A 23,502-nucleotide genomic window follows, 5' to 3' on the forward strand; every position below is an offset into this window, starting at 1 on the left:
TGGCGCCAGCAGCTGTGCGGCAAACAGGTGGCCGCTTCCAAAGCATCTTTGCTGTCCGGGAGGGAGAGCGGATCATTCGTTGTCTGCATCCTCCGGCTCCATCTCGACGGGCTCTTCCTCCTCTTGTCTATCCGCGCGCCACAGCTCGCTCAAACGCGAATGTAGGCTCGATAGCTTGTCTCTGATGCGATCGCGATGTTCGGGCAAGATCGACGCGAACCCGACCGGAATTTGCACTGCAGACGAGACGTCGACCGCGACCGATAGGAGACACGCAACATTCGGTATATGAATGACCTCGATCGCCGGACTGAGAAATCCGGGAGGGGCGATGTAGCCTGCATCGAAGAGGCCCTCGAAGCGCCGCGGTAATTCTCTTCCTCGCGATCCATCGGGAAAGATTAGAGTCGTGCGGATGGCCGATCTACCGAATTTCCGGCGAAGGGCGGACTTTATCGACCTTATCGCATCCCGCAGGTCCGGCGAGCATCCCCAAGCTGTTCCCCCGGGGCGATACCAGATGATCTCCTTCGGCGCAGTTTCGATGGACGTCGGTGGAGCAGGGATAAGGTCGATCAGTGCCGTAAATCCCTCGATGTTGCGCTTGATGTACGACGCGCCGACGATAGGCCGCCGCTCTTTACCTTCGACGTCGGGATTGCGTGACATCCATCGCGGGAGATCGAATGTCGCCGTTCCTCCGTAGCTGTCCGTCACACCGGGATCGCCGGAGAGGCTCGCGAACTCGGCGAGAGCCGCACGCGACGAATTCGGATAGATCAGACCCCGATAGGTATCGAGCACAGCGTCGGCAAGCTTCCGCAGTCTCGGCATGTCATCGGAGTGGATCGCGAGAAGGTCAGGTTCAAGGCGAGGATCCGGATCGAATACGAGATTCTGGTCAACCAGAAACACCAACGAACCGAACCGTTCGGCAACCGCCTCGGGCACCGAGTAGAGCGAGAAACGATCTGGATTCGGCATCCGCCGCACTCTGCGCAGATAGTCGGGAAAATTGGCTTCGAACGCCGCCTTCGCATAAGAGGCGGGAATATCCCTTGCCAGGCTCGCCGGACGCACATCGATCAGGTTTCTGGCCGCTCGCGTGCCCGGCGAGGCCATGTTCTTACTGACGAGGTCGAACCATATCCTGATCGGCCAACTCTCGACTTCGACTACGTGAGGCAACCCGTCGGCCGAACCACGAAAGTGTTCGTGGGCCGACGGGTGCAACCGAACTCGATCTGCCTCCACGACGACCAAGCCGCTTCCGACGAGATCGGACATCACCTTCTCGGTCTCGAATGGAGTGAAACCGAAGTAGGACGCGATCCGTCGTACGGGAAGATCTTCGCAGATCTTAAGAGCGCGAAGCACGAACTCGTCGACGACCGGAAGCCTCTTGTCGCGCATCACGTTCGCGCGAAGCAGGAAGCGCCGGCAGGGAACGTTGAACCCGAGCGTGCGGATCGTTATGGGGCCGCTCAGCGAGATCGTCATGACAGCGTTCCTGCCTGCACCAACGTCATGCCGGGGCTTCCTGACAGGATCTCTTCAAGCACTTTGCGCATTGGCGCTCGCTTTCCGACGTGGCTCCACATGCTTTTGGCACCTACCACGAACAGACGTTCTTTCGCACGCGAAAGGGCCACGTTGCATCGATTGGGTATTCTTACATGCCCCTGATCGCGCCTATCGTTGCACCGAACGAGCGACACGATGACGATCGTGTTTTCCTTACCCTGGTAGGAATCCACGGTGTCGATCCGGATCATGTTCCTAAATTTTGCTCCCCAAGGCCTTCGGGAGAACGCTTCCTCGACCTTCATCTTTTGGGCGCTGTACATGCAAATGATGCCGATCGGCGTCTCGCTTTTACCGGCTGCCAGTGCGTCGACGAGCAGCTTTTCCTCGGCTATCCGCTCCAGAAGCCTCATCACGGCCTCGGTTTCGGCCCGATTACTGAAGGTGGTTTCGTCCCAGCTCGCCGGCGTCTCGTGACACGAGCGCTCGTCGGACGTATCGATCCACGTGATTGGATGGCTGAGGGGAGAGCGTAGGTCGGCTGCAAAAGCAGGGTCTGCTTCCCGATCCTTGGACGTGACAAGCTTCGTGCCATAAGGCTCGTAGAAGATCTTGGATATCATATCGCAGATGGCGGGCGTCATCCGGTACTGTTCGGTCAGTGTCCGGCCATTCTCTAAGCCATAGCGAGACAGATAGGCGCGCTCGAAGTCGCTACGTTCGAATTCCGAACGGGATGTTTCCGGCATCTGGGACCGCAAACCGTCCAAGACGACGCGTTCGGTCATGGGAAGCAGCTGTCGATGGTCCCCGACGAGAAGGACACGCCGGCCGAGCTGAATGGGCACCGCGAGCTCGCCGGGCGTGCAGCGAGCTGCCTCGTCGACGATCACCCAATCGAAGGTGTTTTTCTCCACCTTGATCTTTGTCTGTCCCACTCCCACGCAGGTCGCCGTCACTATCCCGCGCGTCTTGGCGAGAAATTCCTCGAAATTGCGGTAGGGCGTCGCAAGAGACGCCGACCACTCGCGGGAGAGTGCGATGATTTGCCTTGCGAGAACGAGGTCGGAAGGCGAAGCGTCGGGATGGCGTGAAAGCAGGGTCCCGTAGGCTGCATCGACCTCAGCAGACGGGCGCGCCGTATCGGCGGGTCTTCCCAACACGCGTTCGGCAGCCCTCCCGAACGCCGAAGCGGCGGCTCTGATGTTTACGTCGCGACGCCCAAGTTCGCTTCTTGGCGAGCGCGATGGACCGCTTTCGGCTTGTGCCAGCAGTTCGAGCCGCCGCGCGGTCTCGCCGACGGACCGGTCGATTTCCACCGCATCCATGACCAATCCGCGCTTGAGACCGACCGCGGCCGCAAGTCCCATAACGCGATACGCAAAGGCGTTTTCGAAGCGGGATTGAAAGCTCTGTTGCAAGGACGCGGTGTGATAGGGCCTGATCTTGTCGGTGATGCCCTTCGAGCCGATACGGAGCAGGCTTGGCTTCTTGCCTCCGTGTTTCTTGTGCAAGTCGAGCATGGCCTCGATCGCATTATTCACCGCCTCATGGGATTGGCTGGCGATGAGAATTCGTCCAGCGCCCCGTTCGGTGGTCAGCCAATGGACGATCGACGCAATGAAATGCGTCTTGCCCGTTCCCGGGGGGCCCTGCAACAGTCCTACAGGACCGTATCGAACGACGTGGCGGAAGGCGGCTCGTTGGCCCTCATTGAGGCCGTATCGGTTCAGCACTTCGTCGGAGACGCTCTGGCCGTAGTCGATCGCCTCCAGCGACAAGTCGGGCTGGAAATAGCCGACGAGACCGTCGACCGCTGCTTCGTCCTCGAGTATTCGCTCGACCGCTTTCGTCCTGCGGTCGAATGACGTCCGGGATCTTCGGTCCACGAGGTTGACGCGCTCGCCAGGCACCAGGCGGCGGTCTGAAAAGTTCACCGTCAGTCTTTGACCGTCGGTCTGCTCGAGGTCGAGCTCGCCGATCTTCTTGCGGTTGGTCAACTTGACGTCCACGGACGATCCCGCGTCGAAGTCGAAGTCGCGGCCGATCCGCTCGTAGGTGTAAATCGCCGTGGGTCCTCTGTCGGGACTTATGTCTTTCAGGATCTCGACCTCCGGCAGGAGCGCCGCCTCAAGATCCAGGAGCTTGCGCCAATATCTAGGGACATCCAGCGGTCTTGTCGTGGTTTTTTGAGGGGCGTCCGTCTCCGGGGGCGGTGGCTCGACCAGAGGAGCGATCTTGGCGAGGAGTTCGTCGAGCCCTGCATCGGGGCCGTCGGCGAGTTCGATGGCGAACTCGATAGGCACCCCATGCTGCGAAGCATGTGCGAGGCTCGGAAACGAAGCGATTTCCATGCGAGCTCCGATGATTTCCTTTTCACGCAGCTCCACCTTGAGAATGCGCTCGATACCGGCGACGCTGTATTCGAACGTGGCCGGACCGGTCCTCTCGGCGCGAACATAGAAGCGGCCGCCGTCGGAAACGAAAGGACCTCTCGCCCCGACGAACGATATGCGCAGCGTCGGTGGCTTCGCGTCCTCGAGCTTCTTCAACGCTTCGCGCAGGGCTATGACTATTGGCTCGAACGTTTCGATCCGTGGTCGAGCCAGTTCGCGGTCGAGCTCGGCCACAACGCTTCCGACCTGTCCGTCGCCCGAGGCGGCGATCATGTGCCTAATGATCTTGGTAGTAGCAAAACGGTCGAGTTGTACATCGGTGAGGCTCTCCCAGGCTTCTGGACACAAGGCGGGCGTCCTCAACCGCCCGTCGCCGACCTCCGATATATCAAACAGATCGAGCAGACGGATATCCCCGTCTTGCCGGACCAGGATGTTCTTCGGGGCGACGTCTCCATGGGAGTACCCCATGTCATGGATGGCGGAGACGCATTGCGCCAATTGCGCCGAAATCCGGAGTGAGCTTTCGAAGCTCGAGGGCTGGGAGTCCGAGAGCAGTGTGCCGGATTCAAAGTGGTATGCGACAAACGGCCCGGTCGGCGCGATTCCAGTTCGCAAGAAACGAGGCAAGCCCGGTAGAGGGGTGCTGATCAGCCTGCCAGCACCGTCGAAGAGCCGGCTCATTGCGATGTCGCCCGCGGTACTCATGCCGCGCCTGATACGGGGCCAACTCTTTACGACGATCTCGTTCCCGTCCGCATCCTTGCTGACGTACACGTCTGAGCCCTTCAGCATTCTGCCCACGGGCCATATGACGTAAGGGATATCGGACGTCTCGTACCTATCCAGAAGGACTTGATCGATCTCTGCGGAAGAGGATCGTTCCACGAGACCTGCGAATTCGTCCGCCATCGTGCGTGCGTCACGATACCGGTTCTTGGCTTCGGCTTCGGTGGCTTTAGTCAGCCAGTCGGAAAGGCCCGGCATCGTAATCGGCAGGCGAGCGATAGCGGATCGTAGATCGGAGAGAGATTCGTCGCCGGTCAGTATTCTAAATGCGAGTCGACCAAGGGCATATACGTCCCGTTGCTTTCCGCTACCCGCCTTTTGCTTGTCGGCGTCTTCCGGAATAGGCTCGGCATGTCCGCGAAGAATTGCAGACCAATCGCCCAGAGATTCTTCGTCGGGAAGTTGGCAGGTCATCAGCCCGCCAAGGGCGAGCCGCGTCGGGGACGATGCCCAAAGGGAGCGTGGGCCGAGGTCGCGGTGAGCGATTTCTAGCGAATGCAGTTCCGCGAGAATCTCGAGGAGAGAGGCTACCATCGTAACGCGGTCTTCGATGGTCAGATCGTCTCCCGACCTGGTCAGGTAGCGATCGAGGGTCGTTTGCCCGGCCACTAGCCGACGAAGCTCGAAATGCTGCGTCAGGATTTCGTCTTTGTCCTCTCCGATCGGCATCAGAATAGCATTTCGGTCAACGAGGGGACTTCCCAAGTCGTACAACCGACCTATGGCCCGTCTCTCGCGATTTGCAATGAGCTGCCGTCGATCGGGACTATTCAGGCCAGAGGGTAGCTTGTCGAACGCCCACACCCGGAGCAACGCCTTGTAACGAGCGTCGCTTATCTGCTCGGCCCGATGTTCGCGCCAAATCCGATCTGGATGGACGACAAAGTCTTCCTCGATCACGCGGTGACCGTCCCATTCCACTTCTAGCGGGCCGAACATCCTCGTGTTCTGCGTGATCCGCTCGAAGTCGGGCTCAAACGAAAACGTCCTTCTGTTTCGTAGGGTGGTGGGCATCAGCAGTCGCTTGCCGGTAGGTGTAGCGAGCGATTCCGCTTCGCGGAGCGTCAGCACATGATCCCGATCGGGCTTAGTAAGGCCGGCCTTATCTGCGGTGCCCGTCAGAACGAGGCGGAAATCAACGTAATGGTCGAAGCCGGGAATGCCGTTCTGAAGGAAGGTCTTTACCTTGCGAGCCTTCATGCTCAACGCCTGGATCGGCGAACGAAATCGTCGACCCTTCAGGAACCAAAGGTCGCCGGTTTGGGTCAGTCTGCCGTTGAAATCCTTGAGTTCTAGGATGAGGACGCGGTCGTCCATTACCACCAACGCATCCATTTCGATGGGCGGCTCGCCGCGAGGGAAGCACTGTAGGGAGGCGTAAAGCAGCCATTGCGAAGGATAGGTCCTTTCCAAGGCCGATATGCCTGGAATCTCACGTCGGTGAATTCCGGCGCTGCTAAGGTATCTGACCCGACAGACCATTCCAACCTTCCCGAGAATCGGTGCCTAAATGCACTCTTACATACGTCCGCCTTAGCCGGAATTGAGTAAAAGGTATTGGGCATTCCGGTCGAGGGCTGATGCCGATCGTTGCGCGTATCAGACTGGCATCAGGCGCCTTCTCCAGGAGCGCGCGCGAAGGTTCATCATCTCGTCGGGAGTCGGTGCTTCCTCGAATCGGGTTGGTGACAGCAACCCGACCCTAGCGGGCAATCGGCGGTGACCAGCGCAAAGCCGTCCGCCCCCTACAGCGCTATTGGGGAGCGCGCGTTCGGACGGCCCGACCAACCTACACCACGTACGGGGACACGATCCTTTGCCTCATCCCTCATCCTATCGGAGACATCAGCCGGGCGAGCCATGGCCAGTTTGGGCAAGCTTGGCTGGCCGAAGCCTCTCCAAGCGCCGCAACATCCGGAGATACTGGCAGCCCGCTCCCTTGGGATGCAGGGGTATATGGAAAATTCGTCGAATGCAGTGGTCTCCCGCGGCGCTTGGGCATATCCGTAGACTGTCATGGTGACCTCCACACTTTTGGACTCGATATATGGACAGAAATATCTCAGATCGAATCGGGCTGATGTCGTTTATCCATGTCTTGAGAGATTTAGACAGGTTGAACGAGAGTCACTGTCGCTACACTTCGTTCCGTTCAGTCGACTTGCCGCAGGAAGTTATAGTCGACGATCAGCGCTCGGCATTTCTTGGTTGCGAACGATTCTGAGGGCCTAATCACCCAACTATTTGATGATAACGAGATATTCTGCCCCAATTCGCGGGCTCCCTCTCCGCCGTCGGTTTTTGCGGCTGCGGAAACCTTCGAAACAGGCTGACTCCAGCCGGCAGTCTTTCGCAGTCCATTATCGGTCCGCTCTCTCCTCCATCCTCGGAAGCGGTCCGCAACACGTCAACAGTCCCTCAGTTTTGATCATCGAGGCGTGATCCCAGATGACGCTGTTTAATGTGTGCTTCGAGTTCGACCGTGCGTTCAATCATGCTGTGAACAATCGTTTCGCGGTCGAGTTTGGTTAGTCCGCGAATGCCATGTTCTCGCAACTCCTCTTCGAGGATCGCGGCCATGATGGATACGATGCTCATTCGCTCCAATCCTTCCATCGAAAGTTGACAGCAAAAGTTTGTACAGCGTGATTAGTTCTCTTCTGTAGGACTCGGCTCGAAGGAATAAGGTACGGATGCCACCTCGCAAACCGCTTCAATCAAGGAACGGACAGCCCGAGAATGCCAGTCGATCTGATCAAGCGGCGCATCCCAATATTCTGAAACGACGTAGGCTGCATGGCGAGCTTTTACGCCCAAGCCGGCTATCGTTCGTGCCGGTGTGCCCATGATGGCCTGTTCTACGGGCGCTAGATCGGCGAGCATGGTTTCAAGTCGATCGAGATCTTCTGGTGATGCCGGATCGTGCGAGGCTCGTATATTGGCCAAAGCCTCTTCGAGCTGCTTGCCCAATACGATCAGGCCTAAATCGTTGTCGGTTGCCCTTCGATTTTTGGCGAGGTCTGAAGTTGATCGTCCAGAGGCATTGTTCGGATTGTCGCCGTCGCGGTGGCCAGAGTGCGAACCGACTTTGGTCTGAGACTCGAAAGACAGTTGGGACGAAAAGGGCTTCATTGCTCAGGCATCCTCAACGAACGGCAACATGCACCCGAAATTGCGCAGACGGTCAGCTCGGAATTCCCAAGGCTATCCACATGAGATTTCGCACCCGTACGGGTAGATAATACCCTTAAGAGGTGGATTTATAACCTTATAGTGGCGCTTTTGCTAGGGCTGTCGATGGTGATCACATGATCACCTCTCGACAAATTCGGGCTGCTAGAGCGTTGCTTGGCTGGTCCCAGCAGCAACTCGCGGACAAGGCGATCGTGTCCCTGAACGCCGTTGCAAGGCTCGAGGGTGGCGTTGTGGATTCGCGGATAAGTACGGTACAGGCCGTTCAGGAAGCTTTGGTCAAAGCCGGCATAGAATTTCTAGACGCGGACCAAAAAGGCGAAGGCGTGAGGCTCAAGAGCCCGAAGGCCTAACCAGCCCCCAGATCTAAGGAGCCCTTGCCCCATCAACGGCGGCGCAATTCGAGCCCATCGCGTTAGCTTCTGACGACCAAATCCAATTGGCCGAAGGCATCTAAGGCGCTGAACGCAAATCTGATTGGCGGCGCGGGGAATGGGTAGCGAGCTCCTCCCGAGCCCGCAATTGAGCTTTGATTGGGTGGCGCACCCGACACGATTCGAACGTGTGGCCTTCGCCTTCGGAGGGCGACGCTCTATCCAGCTGAGCTACGGGTGCCTACGCTGCTTACGCAGTGCTTACGCGGAAACTTCGAGGCTGTGAAGCGATCCGCGCCGTTTCCTTAAGTCTTTGAAATTGGCGTCTCTTTTCTGTCTTACGCTCCCGGAAAACAGCTTGACATCTGCCTTCGGAGGGCAACGCTCTATCCAGCTGAGCTACGGGTGCGTACGGCAAATCGTTTAGCCGATTGCCTGGGCGACGGCAACGGCCTTGGATGCTCCCCGGACCAGGCGGACGGGCCGCTCGCGCCGCGAGGCGGCAGTTCGGCGGGGTGCGCGGCCGGACCGCTCCCGCCGACCCGCCTTACGCCGGCACGATGGTCTTGCCGATCGGCCACAACGCCAGCCCGGCGAGCTTCAGATGGGCCCAGGCGAAGGGCAGGCCGACGATGCTTACCGCGAGCACGATTGCGGTCAGGAGGTGGCCGAGCGCCAGCCACCAGCCGGCCAGCACGAACCAGATGATGTTGCCGAGCAGCCCGAGAACGCCGGTTCCGACGTCTTCCATGCCGGTGAGCTGGTCGCGGCGGACGGCGCGCGAGCCGAACGGCAGCAGCGTATAGGCGGCGATGTTGAATGCGGCGCGGGACCAGGGCAGCCCGACGATCGTGATCGCCATGACGACCGCGGCGACCAGCCAGCCGAACGCCATGTAGGCGCCGCCGCACAGGATCCAGAGGATGTTCAGAAGCATGGAAACCGGCTGCATGACGACCTGCCAACTCCGTTGTTGCCGCTCCGGATATAGGAACGCGGCGCCAAGGCCGGTAGCGGGCCGGTCGTCGAAATCTGCGTGGCCTCGCGCCGCAGGCTCGGCCGGGGCGGCCAGGCGTTGACGGCGCCGCAAAGCGGGGCTCAGCCGGCGGCCTGCAAGCTCCCTGCCGCCGCTTCCGGACCGAACAGCTTGCGCAGCTCGGCCGCCGGCTTCGGGGCGCTGAACAGGTAGCCCTGCATCTCCGTGCAGCCGAGCTGGCGCAGCGCCGTCTGCTGCGCCCCGGTCTCGACGCCCTCGGCCGTGGTCGTCATGTTGCTGGCGGTGGCGATGCTCACCACCGCCTGGACGATCGCCGACGAGCTGCCGGCGCCGATGTCGCTGACGAAGCAGCGGTCGATCTTGATCTTGTCGAACGGAAACCGCTTCAGATAACTCAGCGACGAATAGCCGGTGCCGAAATCGTCGAGTGCGATACGCACGCCCATGTCGTGCAACTGGTGCAGGATGCCGAGCGCGACGTCGTCGTCGCTGATCAGCACCGCCTCGGTGATCTCGACCTCGAGCCGTTCGGGCGCAAGGCCGGCCGCCGACAGCGCGCCTGCGATCCGCAGCGCCAGGGTCGGCGATTTGAGCTGCACCGGCGAGACGTTCACGGCGATGCGGATGCCGGCGGGCCAATGCGCGGCCTCGGCGCAGGCGGTGCGCAACACCCAGTCGCCGATCTCGTTGATGAGCCCGGTGTCCTCGGCGAGCGGAATGAAGTCGAGCGGCGGCACCATCCCTCGCTCCGGATGACGCCAGCGCAACAGCGCCTCGCAGCCGGTCATGACGTTCTCGCTGAAGCCGAGCAGCGGCTGGTAGTGCAGCTCGAACTGGCCTTCGGTGATCGCCCGGCGCAGGTCCTGCTGCAACTGCAGCCGCGCGCGCGCGGTTTCATCCATCGCGGGCTCGAAGAAACGGAAAGTGCGGCGGCCGCCGGCCTTGGCGGCATACATTGCGAGGTCGGCATTCTTGGTCAGCTGGTCGCGCTCGACGCCGTCATGGGGCGCCAGCGCGATGCCGATGCTGGCGTCGGTCGACAATTGGTGGCCCAGGCATTTATAGGGCTTGCGGATCGCGTCGAGGATCTCCTTCACGACCACGATGACCTCGTCCCGGTCCGCAACGGTGGTCAGCAGCACCGCGAATTCGTCGCCGCCGAGCCGGGCCACCATATCCTCCGGCGCGAGACAGCTCTCGATGCGCCGCGCGATCGTCTTCAACAGCTCGTCGCCGACATGATGGCCGAGCGAATCGTTGATGCCCTTGAACTCGTCGACATCGATATAGAGCAGCGCGAAGAAGGTGCCGTGGCGCGCGCGTTCCAGCTCCTCATCGATGCGTTCCTGGAACAGCACGCGGTTCGGCAGCTCGGTCAACGCGTCGAAATGCGCGAGATGGGCGATCTTCTCGTCGGCCAGCCGCCGCTCCGTGGTGTCCTCGATCACGTTGATCAGATAGCGCGGCCGCTGCGCATCATCCGCGATGGCGATGCGCCGTGACGTGATGTAACGCAATCCCAGCCCCGGACTCTGCCAGGGATGTTCGGCGAGAAACAGCCCGTCCGACTGCTCCAGAGCCCGGTCGTCGTCCGCGGTCACCTTTTCCGCGACCGGTCGCGGCAGCAGGTCGAACGCCGTCTTGCCGACGATCTCCTCGCGCGGCACGCCGAAGCGCTGCTCGGTCGACTGGTTGACCAGTACATAGCGCCGGTCGCGGACGTCCTTGACCATGATGTGCGACGGGATGTGGTCGATGATCTCGCGCAGGAATGCGTAGTTGCGGTCGCGCTCCTGCTCGAGCCTGCGATGCTCGCTGATGTCCTCGATCGTCGTGACCCATCCGCCCGAGGCCAGCGGCTTGTCGATGATGTTGAAGAAGCGGCCGGCTCCGCCCTCCGCGATCATCTGCGACGTGCCGCCTGCCGCGGCTCTGTCGATGATGTCGGCGCAGAAGTCGGTCACGTCGCCGTTGAAGGATCCGCGCGCCTTGCAGTGCGCGATGACCTCGCTGAGGTGGGCGCCGGGCCTGATCACGTCCGTGGACAGGCCGAGCAGGTCGATGAAGCGCTGATTGAACATCACGACGCATGCGTTCGCGTCGAACGAGATCAGCCCCTGCGTCATGTTGTCCAGCGCAGTCTCGACCCTTTGCTTCTCGGTCTCCAGTTGACGCGTTGCCGCACGCCCCTGTCGCACGATCTGCCGGATCATCAGGCTGAACGTCACGGCGATGACCGCGATCGCAAGCACCGCCGCACCCACGATCAGCACCATCTGCGATCGCCAGTCCGCGAGCGCATCGTCGACCGGCCTATTGGCCGAGATGACGAGCGGGAAGCGCCCGATCCTGGAAGCCGACGCGATCTTCTCCAGGTTGCCGACGGAGCTCGTGAGCAGGGTCGTGCGCAGGCCGCTCTCGGCGACCCCCTTCAGCAACTCGTCGTTCCCTATCCTGGCGCCCATCAGGGATTCGGCGTGCGGGTAGCGCGCCAGCACGGCGCCGTCGGAATGGACCAGCATGATCGACGAGCCCTTCCCGAGAGCCATCGATTCCAGGAACGTCTCGTAGGTGTGCGGATCCACCCGGCGGGTCAGCAAGCCGAGGAATTCCCCGTTGGCGCCGTTCAGGCGATGCGCGACGATGGTCGCCCAGCCGCCGGTGACGCGGCTCATGACCGGCAGGATCACGAAGCTGTCCGGCCGCGATGCCGATTGCAGGTCCTTGAAGTAGGAGCGGTCCGCGACGTTGATGGGCGGCAGTGGGTCGCTGGACGACCAGTTCACGAAATTGCCGTCGACGTCGACGATCGTGAGGTCTCCCATATAGGACAGGCCGCTGACCTGAGAGCGCAGCATCTCGCTGATCTCGGGTCTTGCCATCTCGGACCGGAACGCCTCCGGCGAACCGATCGACTCGAGCTGCATGCGGCGGATCGCATGCGACACCGCGGTCTCGGCGTCTTCGAACTGCTGCGCGAAATGCCGGCTCAACAGCAGCACGGTGTTTTCGAGTTCGCGCTCGTTGTTGGCGATCGCACGCGCCCGAAAACCGCTGGCCATGACGATCGTCCCGATGACGATGGCTGCGATCAGAAGCGCTCCGCACGCGATCAGCCATGGCACCGGACCGCGCCAGAGGGACGTGCCAATCCATTCCGGCTCGCTACCGCCGGTCCCTGACGTGTCTGCTGCGCCTTGCATGCCTTGATCGACCCGGGAGGAAATGACTTGTTGCAAGCTCGCTTGATAACAAGGCACTGGTGCCGGTCCGGTTAGGAAATGCGGTTAGCCGTCGCTTAAGCGCGCGTCGAAACTTCGCGGCAAACGATAATTTCCGCATGTGGATACCGTGCGGCCTAGGCTGCTCCGGCGCCGCCGCGCAGAATTTCGGGGGTACTTGCAGCTCAGCGCGCCGCGCCCGGCTTGTTGCGAAGGCGGCCGACGACGCCGGTCGGAAAGAAATAGACGCTGGCGATGAACAGGAGGCCGAGCCACAGCAGCCAGCGGTCGGGGTGCAGCAGGCCGGGCAGCAGCGGCAGTCCGGCGTCCGCCGCCGCGGTCGAAGCGATCCCCATCAGGGCCTGCAGATAATTCTGCGCCAGGATGAAGATGGCAGCCCCAATGATGGCGCCGTAGATCGTGCCCATGCCGCCGATCACGACCATCAGCAGGATGTCGAGCATGATCGAGAAGCTGAGCGACGTGTCGGGGCCGGCATAGCGCAGCCAGAGTGCGTTCAGCATCCCCGCGCAGGCCGCGATCATGGCTGCGATGCAGTTGGCATAGGTGAGATGAAAGACCGTGCGATAGCCGAGCGCCTCGGCGCGGAAGCGGTTCTCGCGGATCGCCTGCAGCACGCGGCCGAACGGCGAGTTGACGACGCGCAGCAGGGCCAGGATCATCAGCGCGCAGGCCGACAGCACCAGGTAATAGGTCAGGATGCGACCGTTGATCGGGAAGCCGAACCAGTCCTTGCCGATGAACACCGTGCCCGGGCGCAACAGCTCGGGCAGCTGGAAGCTGCGGCCGTCCTCGCCGCCCGTCAGCCACGACAATTGCGATGCCAGCACCAGGAAGGCCGAGGCGACCGCGAGCGTGATCATGGCAAAGAAGATCGCCTCGACCCGCAGCGAGAACAGGCCGATCGCGAGCGCCAGCAGCAGCGCGAGCGGCAACCCGGCGGCGGCGGCAATTGCCACCGATGACCAGTTGGGACCGAGGCCATAGAGCGCGATCGCGACCGCGTAGGAGCCAATGCCGTAGAACATCGTATGCGCGAACGACACCGAGCCGGTATAGCCGAGCAGCAGATCGTAGGAGGCGACCAGCGCGGCAAAGATGCAGATCTTGGCGGCGACGTTGAGCGCCTTGGCGCCGGGGAAGATGAAGGGCGTCGCCAGCAGCGCCAGGATGATGACGGTGAGCAGGATGGACAGCGCGCGGCTGCGGGGCGGATCGCCGGACAGGATCATCATCGGCTGGTCACCGCATAGAGACCGCGCGGCCGCCACATCAGCACGGCGACCATCAGCAGGATGTTGGAGACGAGGGCGAGCTTGGGCACCAGGAAGCCGCCATAGTTGGCGACCATCGCAACCAGGACCGCGCCGATGAAGCAGCCGGTGATCGAGCCGAGCCCGCCGATGATCACGACGATGAACACCAGCACGGTGAGCTCGTCGCCGATCGAGGCATGCACCTGCTCGCGATACAGCCCCCACATCACGCCGCCGAGGCCGGCCAGCGCCGAGCCGGTCATGAACACGCCGAGGAACAGCCGGCGGATGCGATAGCCGAGCGCCTCGACCATCTCGCGGTTTTCGACACCGGCGCGGATTAACAGGCCGATCTTGGTCCGGTTCAGCACCAGCTCGATGGCGACGAAGATCGCGAAGCCGACGAGCATGGCCAGCAGCCGGTATTTCGAGATCGCGACGTCGCCGATGATGAAAGACCCGCGCAGCGCCGCGGGCAGCGGCATGGGAATGATCTGCGGACCGAACAGCGCATACAGCGTCTGCTCGGCGACGATGAGTCCGCCGGTGGTCATCAGGATCTGCTTGAGGTGCTGGCCGTAGACCGGCAGCACCAGCACGCGCTCGACCACGAGGCCGAGTGCGCCGGTCACGCCCATCGACAGCAGCGCCGCCGGAACGAGGACGGCAAGGTTGGTCAGCAGCGAGTCGGACTGGGCCCAGCCCGCCAGTGGCAGCAGCACCAGCGTCGCAACGTAGGCGCCGACGGCGATGAAGGCACCGTGGCCGAAATTGAGCACGTCCATCAGGCCGAAGACGAGCGTCAGGCCCGAGGCCATGATGAAGATCATCATGCCCATCGCGAGGCTCGCGACCGTCAGGGTCACCCAGGAGCTCGCTGACCCGACCAGCGGGATCATCAGGAGCGCCAGCACGACCGGCAGCAGCAGCGGCGCGATGTCGCGCTTCGGTTTCGGCAGTGCCTCGGTCGCAGCGATCTCGCTCATTGATGCGCCTCCAGGCTGAGGCCGAGCAGGTGCTCCTGCAACGGCACGTCGGCCGCGAGCGCGGCCATCTCGCCGCGATGGACGATGGTGCCGTTGTCCATCACAAGCACCTGGTCGCCGAGCTCGCGCGCGGCGTGGAAATTCTGTTCAACGAGGAGAATGGTTGCGCCACGGCGCTTGATCTCCTTGAGGCATTCGATCAGCGACACCACGATCGCCGGTGCCAGGCCCTTGGTGGGCTCGTCGATGAGGAGCAGCTTGCGCGGCTCGACGATCGCGCGGGCGATCGACAGCATCTGCTTCTGGCCGCCGGACAGGCTGCCGGCGCGCGACAGCCAGAACTTCTTCAAGGCGGGAAAGAAGCCGAAGATCCAGGCGAGCTGGGCATCGTCGAGCGGCCCATTGCGCGCCGCCAGGATCAGGTTCTCCTTGACCGTGAGGTCGGAGAACACGGCCATGCTCTCGGGCACGTAGCCGACGCCGCGCTGCGCGATGTCGGGCGTTGCCAACCTCTCGATCGGCTCGCCGGCGAGTGAGATGGTGCCGTTCCTGGCCTGCCAGAGGCCCATGATGGTGCGCAAGGTCGTGGTCTTGCCGGCGCCGTTGCGGCCGAGCAGCATCGTGGTTTGGCCCTCGGGCACCTCGAAGTCGACGCGCTGCAGAATGTGATAGCGTCCGATATAGGTCTCGACGCCCGCAAGCTTCAGTAGCGTGCTCATGCCGCGCTCCGCGGCGCCACGCCAAGGTAGGCTTCCTGCACGATTGGCGAGGCGATGACCTCCGCGGGCGGACCGTCGGCGACCAGCTGTCCGTTGTGCAGCACGATGATGCGGTCGGCGAGCGAGCGCACGACGTCCATCTTGTGCTCGACCAGCAGGATGATCTTGCTCGTGTCCTGCTTGAGCCTGCCGATGAGGTCGAGCACGACCGGCACCTCGTCGATGCTCATGCCGGCGGTGGGCTCGTCGAACATGAAGACCTTCGGCTCCAGCGCCATCATCAGCGCGACTTCGAGCTTGCGCTGGTCGCCATGCGACAGCGTCGTCGCGGTGACGCTGCGGCGGCCGCCAAGCGCGACCTGGTCGAGGATCGCGTCCGCGCGCGCAATCAGGTCGCGCCGCGCCATCCAGGGGCGGAGCAGGTCATAGTGCACGCCGCTCTGCGCCTGCACAGCGAGCCGCACGTTCTCCTCGACGCTGAGATTGGGAAACAGGTTGGTGAGCTGGAACGCGCGTCCCAAGCCGGCGCGGGTGCGCAGCGGCGCCGAGAGACCGGTGATGTCGCGGCCGTCGAACAGGATGGAGCCCGAGGAGGCCGTCAGCTGGCCGGAGATCAGATTGAAATAGGTGGTCTTGCCGGCGCCGTTGGGGCCGACGATGGCGGTCAGCTCACCGGGCCTGAAGCTGCAACTGACGCTGTTGACCGCGACATGACCGCCGAAACGGATGGTGAGGTCGCGGGTTTCGAGGGTAAGGGCCATGTCGCCAGCTTGTCACTGCCAGTAAGAATGTGCCCGGCGCGAGGGCCGGGCACGCGATCCATTATCTCACCGCTTGTTGCGGATCGGCACCGCCATCTCGTCGATCTTGATCTCGCGCACCGGCTCGTTGACGGCCCAGGCAAGGTTCGGATCGACCTTGACGCGGAAGTGATACATGCTTTGCAGCGCCTGGTGATCCTCTTTCCGGAAGATCATCTTGCCCTTCGGCGTGTCGAACTCCATGCCCTCCATCGCCGCGATCAGCTTCTCGGTGTCGGTCGACTTGGCCTTGGTTACGGCGGTGACGACGGCCATCGCGGCCGAGAAGCCGCCGGCGGTGAAGAAGTCCGGCGGCGCGTTGAAGCGCTTCTGGTGCTCGGCCACCAGCCAGTCGTTCACCGGGTTCTTGGGAATGTCATAATAGTAGTAGGTGGCGCCTTCCATGCCGGGCAGACGCTTGTAGGCGGCAAGCGCCGGCAGGATGTTGCCGCCGGTCGACAGCTCTATGCCGTAGCGCTTCGGATCCATGTCCTGCAGCTTCGTCAGTGGATCGCCGGCGCCGGCCCAGATCACCCAGATGATCTTCTTGCCGGGCTTGTCCTTCAGCGCGTCGAACAGGCGCTGGCCGACGGCGGTGAAGTCGGTGGTGCTGGTCGGCACATATTCCTCGGCGCCCAGCGTCGCGCCGGTCTTGGCCAGCGCCTCCTTGAAGGCAGCGACGCCGTCGCGGCCGAAGGCATAGTCCTGCGCAAGGGTGGCGACCGTGACGCCGGGCTTGCCGATCGCGACCGCGTTTGAGATCGCGTCCTGTGAGGAGTTGCGGCCGGTGCGGAAGATGTAGCGGTTCCACTTCTCGCCCGTGATCTGGTCGGCGACCGCAGGCTCGACGATGAGGATCTTCTTGTTCTCCTCGGCGACCGGCAGATCGGCCAGCGCTGCGGCCGAAGAGGTCGTGCCGATCGCGATGTCGGCGCCGTCATCCTGATAGGCTTCGGAGAGCGCGGCCTTCGACAGGTCGGGCTTGCCCTGGTCGTCCTTGGTGATGATGACGATCTTGCGACCCTCGATCATGTTGGTGCCCTTGGTGGCATATTCGAAGCCGAGGCGGAGGCCGGCTTCGGTCTGCTTGGCATAGGCCTCGAGCGGGCCGGTCTTGCCGTAGATGAGAGCGATTTTCAGATCATCGGCCTGGGCGGCGGTCGCCAGCAGGGCGGCGGTCAATGATGAAACAATACCTTTGAGAATATGTGACGTCTTCACGAGCCTTCCTCCCAGCTACTGGCGGCTGTTGCCTGCAACTGATAGTGTGCAGGCTCGGCCTGGGTCAAGGCGCTTTCGGCGGCAGCCCGTGACGGCTCATACCTTGGGTCGAAGGGTGTCGTCCTCCAAAAGCTCAGCGCCGATAGCGGCTGCTGCGCGCATAGACCTGGCGATTTTCCTGCACAGGGCGACTGGCGAGACTGATGCGCGCTTCGCTTGCAAGCGGGGCCGCCGGCTTCAGCTCCTCCAGGAAGATCGGACGCGAGAAGTAGTAGCCCTGCGCATAGCGGATCTTGGTCGCGGCCTGCAGATAGGCGAGCTCCTCGAACGACTCGATGCCCTCCGCGATCACCGTCATGCCCAGCGCCTCGCTCAGGGATTCGATCGCACGCAGGATGCCCTGGCTGCGCGGTCGCTTATGAATGTCGGTGATGAAGGAGCGGTCGATCTTGATCTCGTCCGCCGTGATGTCGGCGAGTGCCGACAGCGACGAATAGCCGATGCCGAAATCATCGATCGAGATGCCGACGCCGATCCCGCGCAGCAGCGGCACGATCTCGTCCTGGAAATGGCTGCGGGTCACGAACGCGTCCTCGGTGACCTCGATCATGAACCGCTTGGGAAAGCCGGTCGCTGCGATCGCCCGGGCGAAGGGCTGCATAAATTCCGGATTCGACGCCTGTTTCGCCGCGACGTTGATGCTGATCGTCGCTTCCGGCCCAAACGCGTCGTTGATCAGATCGATCGACTTGATGATCTCGTCGAGCACGAGATGGGCGAGCTCGTCGATGAGACCGAGCTCGACCGCGAGGTTGATGAACGATCCGGGTGCCTGGATCACGCCTTCATTGTCGCGCAGCCGCACCAGCGCCTCGATGCCCTTGATCTCCTCGGTGCGGATGTCGACCTTGGCCTGGAACGCGCAGCAGAAGCGCTTTTCGAGGATCGCGAGCCGCAGCGACTGCTCGACCTTCATGCGCGCCAGCGCCTCGTGCTCCATCGCGCTGGAGAAGAAGGCCAGCGTGCCCTTGCCGCCGTTCTTGACGCGGTACATCGCCAGATCCGCGTTCTGGCGCAGCACGTCGTAGCTTGCGCCGTGTTCGGGAAACAGGCTCACTCCGACGGACGCGGAGGCGAACACCTCGGCGCCGTCGATGAAGAAGGGCGCGTTCAGGCGTTCCAGCATCGCGTGCAGGAATTCGGCGACCTCCTCGGCGCGCTCGATCGGATGCAGCAGCAGCAGGAACTCGTCGCCGCTGATGCGCGACAGCAGGTCCGATTCGCGCAGGTCGCGGCTGATGCGCTTGGCGAGCTCGACCAGCAGCGCGTCGCCGGTGGCGTGGCCGTAATAGTCGTTGATGTACTTGAAATTGTCGAGGTCGAGAAAGGCGAGTGCGAAGCGCCCGTCGACGCGGCCGCGCCGGACCAGCAGGTCGGCGCGATGCTCGACCACGCGGCGCATCGGCAGGCCGGTCAACTCGTCGTAATAGGCGGCGCGAAACAACTGGTCCTCGAACTCCTTCTGCTCGCTGATATCGGCCGAGCTGGAGATGAGGACGGTCTGGTCGCCGATGCGAACCGGCCGATGCGCGGTCAGCAAGGTCTGCGCGCCGCGCTCGCCTGCCACTTTTTCCTCGCCGATCACCGTCCGACCCCGGCCGAGGATCTCGCGGCAGGCCGTGCGCCGGTTATGGAGATGCGGCGCCGAGAGGCCGTCGATGCTGTTGGCGGCGGCGCCGAGCTGGACGGCGGCCGTATCGTTGACCAGCAGAAAGCGACCATGCTCGTCCTGGACCGTGACGCCCGACGGCAGCTGGCTGAGGACGCTGCGCAGGAAGCGCAGCTCGGCCTCGGTCGAGCCCAGCCCCTCGTTCGGCCCGGGGGAAAAGTTGAATCGGTCGCTGCTGTACATGCGCCGATTGTGCAAAGTTCCCGCTTCATTTTAGTTAAGCGCTACGTAGAAACCCGGAACGCGCGAGCCAAGTCTCGGGAATGACGGAGCTTTGTGCCGCGGCGTCATTAACCGTTCCTGAATCGGAGCAGCGACGCGGCCGCGCGCATGCGGCGAAAGTGGTAGGCAGGAATGGCCGCCCGGCAGCCGGTTCAGCTTGGTGGCACGCGACACTGCAAGGTGCAGTGAAGGCCGGATTCGAGAAATCTGGTCTCGGTCCTGCCATCGAACGACGACAGCACGGACTTCAGCAATTTGCTTCCGAAACCGGGCTTGCCGATCGGACCGATCGGCGGACCCGCGGCCTCGTCCCAGGTCAGACGGAGGCGGTCCTCCTGCATCGTCCATGACACCTGAAGGAAGCCGCGCGGCGAGGCAAAGGCGCCGTATTTGCCGGCATTGGTCGCAAGCTCGTGAAAGATCAAAGCGAGGCTGACGGCGAGCTTGGCAGGCAGGAACAGCGGCGGGCCGTGGAGCTCGAAGCGGACATGGCCATATGGCCCGAGCTCCGAGACCAGCAGATCCTTCAGGTCGCAGCCCTGTCCGTCGGCGCGCGCGATCAGGTCGTCCGCGGTCGCGAGCGCGCGGATGCGCTGGTCGATGCGGCTCCACACCTGCGGCTGGTCGTACAGCACTTGATGCAGCACGGCGTGAATGGTGGATGTCTTGTTCTTGAGCCGGTGGTGCAGCTCGTCGACCAGGAGCTTGCGATACTGCTCCTCCTGGGTGAGCCGCCGGGCGATCTCGCGCTGCTTGGCGGCCAGGCGCCGGTAGTGATCGACGCCCCAGATCACCAGCAGCGCCACGACCATATACATCGCCATCAGCGCGAGCCGGGCGCCATCGGCCGGACCGCCGCCAAAATCGAGCGTCAGGCCGAGCGCCGCGCCTGCGATCGCCGTCGCCAGGCCGACGCCCGATCCGCCCATCGCGGTGGCGAAGAAGACGGCCGGCAGGTAGGGCGTGAAGAACACGTCGGGCCGCAGATGCGCCATGCCGTAGCGGATCGCCGTGGCTGCGAGCAGGCACATCGCTGCAAACATGCAACTCCATGTCAGGGAAGGCTGCTGCTCGCCGCGCCAGATCCGCTTGATGTCGTCGATGAGTCGCGTCATGGACATCCATGAGCCTCAACTGCGCAACCAAATTAAGGCCGACGTGGCGGTAATTTGTCCGGTTGATGGAGGCCGTCTTGCGTGTGTTGCAACCTGGCGCGCAGGATGATGGTTCCGCGGCGGAACTCAGGCGCTTGTTATTCCGCCGCCCAGAACGAGCACGCAGCAGCAAAGGAAGGAGCAGGGAATGGGACGGTTGGAGGGCAAGGTCGCCGTGATCACGGGCGCGACCAGCGGCATCGGCCTGCGGACGGCGGAAATCTTCGTAGCCGAGGGGGCGAAGGTCGTCGTCGCGGGCCGGCGCAGCGCCGAGGGCGAGGCGCTGGCGAGCAGGCTCGGGGCGAGCTGCGTGTTCCGGCAGACCGACGTCACGGTCGACGGGCAGATGCGGGCATTGATCGATGGCGCGGTCGAGCGCTTCGGCCGGCTCGATTGCGTGTTCAACAATGCCGGCGGTCCGGCGCAGACCGGCGGCATCGAAGGCCTCGACGCCGATCGGTTCGATCAGGCCATGGCGGTGCTGGTGCGCAGCGTCATGCTCGGCATGAAATACGCCGCGCCCCACATGAAGCGGCAAGGCTCCGGCAGCATCATCAACAACGGCTCGATCGCCGGCCGGCACGCCGGCTTCTCCACCTCGGTGGTCTACAGCACGGCGAAGGCGGCGGTGATCCATCTGACGAAATGCGTGGCGATGGAGCTCGGCGAATCCGGCGTGCGCGTCAACTCGATCTCGCCCGGACTGATCGCCACCGGCATCTTCGGCAAGGCGCTGGGCCTGTCGACCGAGGCGGCCGAGAAGACGCCGGAGACGATCCGCAACGCCTATGCCACGGCGCAGCCGATTCCGCGTGCCGGCCTGCCCGACGACATCGCCTACGCTGCGGTGTTTCTCGCCAGCGACGAATCGAGCTTCATCAACGGCCATGATCTCGTCATCGACGGCGCCATCACCGGCGGCCGCAACTGGAGCCAGCAGCAGCAGGGCTATCAGGCGATGCGCAAGCTGCTGGGGGATGCGGTGGAGTAGGGGACGGCGAAGTATACATTTCGTCATGCCCGGACATCCACGTCGCTCATCCGCGCGTTGCAGCAGGATGGATGGCCGGGTCAAGCCCGGCCATGACGAGGAGGAAGACGAGGGGGAAAGAGTCCGCAACAAACCAAGATCCTTGGCGCCCTCGCTGCATCAATGCGCGCGGGTCATACCGCCTTCAGCATCACCTTCAGCCCGTCGCGCGGTTTCGGGATCGGCCAGACCTGCCAGTTGGGCTGATAGCCGGGGGCGAAGGAGACCTCGAGGTTGGCGAGGAAGTGCCGCGCGAAGCACTTCACCTGCATGTAGGCGAAGTGCAGGCCGAGGCACATGTGCGCGCCGCCGCCGAACGGCACCCAGGCGAAGCGGTGGCGGCCGCGCTGGGCCTCGTCGGTGAAGCGCATCGGGTCGAACCGCTCCGGCTCCGGCCAGATCTCCGGCATGTGATGGGTGTACATCGGGTTGATGCCGACGCCGGTGCCGGCGGGAATCGCGTAGCCCTTGAAGGTGAAATCCCGGATCGGCCGGCGCGGCAGCGACGGCACCGGCGGCATCAGCCGCAGGGTCTCCTGGAACGCCATCTCGGTCAGCTTCATCTTCTCCAGATGCTCCGAGTTCATCGGTTCGTCCTTGGCGAGGCCGAGGCTCGTCACCTCGTCGCGCAGCTTCTGCTGCCACTGTGGATGCGCGGCGAGCTGGGCGACGAAGGAGGTCAGCGACGAGGTCAGCGTGTCGTGCGCCGCCATCATCAGGAAGCTCATGTGGTCGACGATGTCCTGCGTCGACAGCAACGCGCCGTGGTCATCGGTGGCGCGGCACAGATGCGAGAACAGATCGTCGCCATCGCCTTTCGCACGTCGCAACGGGATCTGCTCGGAGAAATAGGCGACGATGCGCTGCCGGCCCTTGACCCCGCGCGCCATCTGCGTGCCTGGCAGCGGCCTGCGGATCGGCGCCACCGAGGCCGCGACCATGTCGACGAAGGCGCGGTTGATGGCGTCGACCTCCGGCCCGATCTCGGTGCCGAGGAAGGACGTCGCGGCGAGGTCGAGCGTGAGCTGCTTGATCGCCGGATAGAACAGCATCTCGCCCGGATTTGCCTTCCACTGCGCGATGCGCGCGGCGATGCCGCGGTCGAGGCCGGCGAGATAGGACTTCATCGGCCCGGCCTTGAAGGCGACGGACAGCGCCTTGCGGTGCATGCGATGCTCGTCGAAGTCCAGCAGCATCAGGCCGCGCGGAAACAGCAGGTTGAGGATGTGGCCCCAGCCATGCGCGGAGGAGAACAGCTTGGCCTGGTCGAACAGCACCAGCTCGTTGGCCTCGGGGCCGAGCAGCACGACGTTGACCTCGCCGAACATGTGGGTGCGGTAGACGGGGCCATACTTCCTGGCGTTGCGCTCGACGTGACCCTTGGGGTCGGCGAGGGTCTCGAATGTCTTGCCGATGATCGGCCAGCCTTCGTCGCCGGGGATATGGGTCAGTGAGTTGCGCCGCGGCGAGGTCAGGCGGAACGATGGCGTGGCCACACTTTGCATCGACATCAAGGAGGCTCCGTTTTCGAGGCGGCGGGGCGCGGCGACGCGCCGGCACATCATTGAAGGGCGGTTGCAGCCATCATGCAATACGCTGCGTTATTTCGTCTCGGTGTAGTTGTGCTGCATCGCACGCGTTGGCGATCTCGCGACGCGCTTCATGCGTCCGAGTCCTGCTGGACTTGCTGCCCCCCAAGCAGAGGGCACGGGGAATGCCGGGCGCTGGCCGCACCCATGGCCCGCCTGCAGAAAAAAATGCAGGCGGCAGGTACCACAGGTTCAGCCGAGGCATCCCGGCATTCCCCGCGCGATGGTTTTCACGGCTGCTTCGCGTTCTCCCCGGTGCGCCGGGCTTTTTGGCCACCGTTG

The 23,502-nt window shown here is 63.1% G+C and carries 16 protein-coding genes and 1 tRNA gene; 2 read left to right on the forward strand and 15 right to left on the reverse strand.

The features are described 5' to 3' along the window. Positions 1-72: 72 nt before the first annotated feature. From QX073_RS16815 to QX073_RS16830, 4 genes are all read right to left on the reverse strand, one after another. A complete protein-coding gene (locus tag QX073_RS16815) occupies positions 73-1,500 on the reverse strand; it encodes a hypothetical protein (protein WP_316226052.1) in 1,428 nt (475 codons plus the stop codon). Then, a complete protein-coding gene (locus tag QX073_RS16820) occupies positions 1,497-6,191 on the reverse strand; it encodes an AAA domain-containing protein (RefSeq protein WP_316226053.1) in 4,695 nt (1,564 codons plus the stop codon). The genes QX073_RS16815 and QX073_RS16820 overlap by 4 nt, the downstream gene beginning before the upstream one ends. A gap of 936 nt (positions 6,192-7,127) precedes the next feature. Further along, positions 7,128-7,307 (reverse strand): hypothetical protein, encoded by a 180-nt coding sequence (locus QX073_RS16825; protein ID WP_315825577.1) that lies wholly within the window; start codon positions 7,305-7,307, stop codon positions 7,128-7,130. Positions 7,308-7,358: 51 nt separating this feature from the next. Continuing rightward, a complete protein-coding gene (locus QX073_RS16830; RefSeq protein WP_315825576.1) occupies positions 7,359-7,841 on the reverse strand; it encodes a hypothetical protein in 483 nt (160 codons plus the stop codon). A gap of 176 nt (positions 7,842-8,017) precedes the next feature. On the opposite strand from QX073_RS16830, the gene QX073_RS16835 reads away from it, so the two are divergent. Next, on the forward strand, positions 8,018-8,254 hold the full coding sequence (locus tag QX073_RS16835; protein ID WP_172110469.1) for a multiprotein-bridging factor 1 family protein: 237 nt from the start codon (positions 8,018-8,020) through the stop codon (positions 8,252-8,254). Between the two features lie 185 nt (positions 8,255-8,439). On the opposite strand, the gene QX073_RS16840 is transcribed toward QX073_RS16835, so the two are convergent. The 10 genes from QX073_RS16840 to QX073_RS16885 form a co-directional block, all read right to left on the reverse strand. Continuing rightward, a tRNA-Arg gene (locus QX073_RS16840) sits at positions 8,440-8,516 on the reverse strand. A gap of 306 nt (positions 8,517-8,822) precedes the next feature. Further along, the gene (locus tag QX073_RS16845) at positions 8,823-9,227 is read right to left on the reverse strand and encodes a YccF domain-containing protein (protein ID WP_315715111.1); all 405 of its coding nucleotides are present in this window, start codon (positions 9,225-9,227) and stop codon (positions 8,823-8,825) included. A 146-nt stretch (positions 9,228-9,373) separates the two neighbouring features. Continuing rightward, on the reverse strand, positions 9,374-12,475 hold the full coding sequence (locus tag QX073_RS16850; protein WP_316226054.1) for an EAL domain-containing protein: 3,102 nt from the start codon (positions 12,473-12,475) through the stop codon (positions 9,374-9,376). Between the two features lie 203 nt (positions 12,476-12,678). Next, a complete protein-coding gene (locus tag QX073_RS16855; RefSeq protein WP_315715113.1) occupies positions 12,679-13,749 on the reverse strand; it encodes a branched-chain amino acid ABC transporter permease in 1,071 nt (356 codons plus the stop codon). Then, positions 13,746-14,756: a branched-chain amino acid ABC transporter permease gene (locus QX073_RS16860; RefSeq protein ID WP_315715114.1), complete on the reverse strand. Its 1,011-nt coding sequence runs from the start codon at positions 14,754-14,756 to the stop codon at positions 13,746-13,748. The genes QX073_RS16855 and QX073_RS16860 overlap by 4 nt, the downstream gene beginning before the upstream one ends. After that, positions 14,753-15,475, reverse strand: coding sequence for an ABC transporter ATP-binding protein (locus tag QX073_RS16865; RefSeq protein ID WP_315825573.1), 723 nt, complete (start codon positions 15,473-15,475; stop codon positions 14,753-14,755). Before QX073_RS16865 ends, QX073_RS16860 begins: the two co-directional genes overlap by 4 nt. Continuing rightward, the gene (locus QX073_RS16870) at positions 15,472-16,236 is read right to left on the reverse strand and encodes an ABC transporter ATP-binding protein (RefSeq protein ID WP_315751883.1); all 765 of its coding nucleotides are present in this window, start codon (positions 16,234-16,236) and stop codon (positions 15,472-15,474) included. The genes QX073_RS16865 and QX073_RS16870 overlap by 4 nt, the downstream gene beginning before the upstream one ends. A gap of 66 nt (positions 16,237-16,302) precedes the next feature. Further along, positions 16,303-17,496, reverse strand: a complete 1,194-nt coding sequence (locus QX073_RS16875) for a substrate-binding domain-containing protein (RefSeq protein ID WP_316226055.1) — start codon at positions 17,494-17,496, stop codon at positions 16,303-16,305. Between the two features lie 133 nt (positions 17,497-17,629). Continuing rightward, positions 17,630-19,408, reverse strand: coding sequence for a putative bifunctional diguanylate cyclase/phosphodiesterase (locus tag QX073_RS16880; protein WP_315825571.1), 1,779 nt, complete (start codon positions 19,406-19,408; stop codon positions 17,630-17,632). 191 nt (positions 19,409-19,599) lie between these two features. Next, a complete protein-coding gene (locus QX073_RS16885) occupies positions 19,600-20,568 on the reverse strand; it encodes a sensor histidine kinase (RefSeq protein ID WP_316166301.1) in 969 nt (322 codons plus the stop codon). A gap of 181 nt (positions 20,569-20,749) precedes the next feature. On the opposite strand from QX073_RS16885, the gene QX073_RS16890 reads away from it, so the two are divergent. Continuing rightward, positions 20,750-21,592, forward strand: coding sequence for an SDR family oxidoreductase (locus tag QX073_RS16890; RefSeq protein WP_316226056.1), 843 nt, complete (start codon positions 20,750-20,752; stop codon positions 21,590-21,592). 173 nt (positions 21,593-21,765) lie between these two features. On the opposite strand, the gene QX073_RS16895 is transcribed toward QX073_RS16890, so the two are convergent. Beyond that, positions 21,766-23,142, reverse strand: a complete 1,377-nt coding sequence (locus QX073_RS16895) for a cytochrome P450 (protein WP_316171084.1) — start codon at positions 23,140-23,142, stop codon at positions 21,766-21,768. Positions 23,143-23,502: the final 360 nt, after the last annotated feature.

The organism is Bradyrhizobium sp. SZCCHNS3052, assembly GCF_032484495.1.
Classification (GTDB): Bacteria; Pseudomonadota; Alphaproteobacteria; order Rhizobiales; family Xanthobacteraceae; genus Bradyrhizobium.

Coding starts and splice junctions, on each gene's coding strand:
- QX073_RS16865 (WP_315825573.1), bottom strand. CDS start 15,475: ATGAGCACGCTACTGAAGCTTGCGGGCGTCGAGACCTATATCGGACGC.
- QX073_RS16860 (WP_315715114.1), bottom strand. CDS start 14,756: ATGAGCGAGATCGCTGCGACCGAGGCACTGCCGAAACCGAAGCGCGAC.
- QX073_RS16835 (WP_172110469.1), top strand. CDS start 8,018: ATGATCACCTCTCGACAAATTCGGGCTGCTAGAGCGTTGCTTGGCTGG.
- QX073_RS16890 (WP_316226056.1), top strand. CDS start 20,750: ATGGGACGGTTGGAGGGCAAGGTCGCCGTGATCACGGGCGCGACCAGC.
- QX073_RS16870 (WP_315751883.1), bottom strand. CDS start 16,236: ATGGCCCTTACCCTCGAAACCCGCGACCTCACCATCCGTTTCGGCGGT.
- QX073_RS16850 (WP_316226054.1), bottom strand. CDS start 12,475: ATGCAAGGCGCAGCAGACACGTCAGGGACCGGCGGTAGCGAGCCGGAA.
- QX073_RS16855 (WP_315715113.1), bottom strand. CDS start 13,749: ATGATGATCCTGTCCGGCGATCCGCCCCGCAGCCGCGCGCTGTCCATC.
- QX073_RS16880 (WP_315825571.1), bottom strand. CDS start 19,408: ATGTACAGCAGCGACCGATTCAACTTTTCCCCCGGGCCGAACGAGGGG.
- QX073_RS16845 (WP_315715111.1), bottom strand. CDS start 9,227: ATGCAGCCGGTTTCCATGCTTCTGAACATCCTCTGGATCCTGTGCGGC.
- QX073_RS16885 (WP_316166301.1), bottom strand. CDS start 20,568: ATGTCCATGACGCGACTCATCGACGACATCAAGCGGATCTGGCGCGGC.
- QX073_RS16815 (WP_316226052.1), bottom strand. CDS start 1,500: ATGACGATCTCGCTGAGCGGCCCCATAACGATCCGCACGCTCGGGTTC.
- QX073_RS16830 (WP_315825576.1), bottom strand. CDS start 7,841: ATGAAGCCCTTTTCGTCCCAACTGTCTTTCGAGTCTCAGACCAAAGTC.
- QX073_RS16895 (WP_316171084.1), bottom strand. CDS start 23,142: ATGTCGATGCAAAGTGTGGCCACGCCATCGTTCCGCCTGACCTCGCCG.
- QX073_RS16825 (WP_315825577.1), bottom strand. CDS start 7,307: ATGAGCATCGTATCCATCATGGCCGCGATCCTCGAAGAGGAGTTGCGA.
- QX073_RS16820 (WP_316226053.1), bottom strand. CDS start 6,191: ATGGTCTGTCGGGTCAGATACCTTAGCAGCGCCGGAATTCACCGACGT.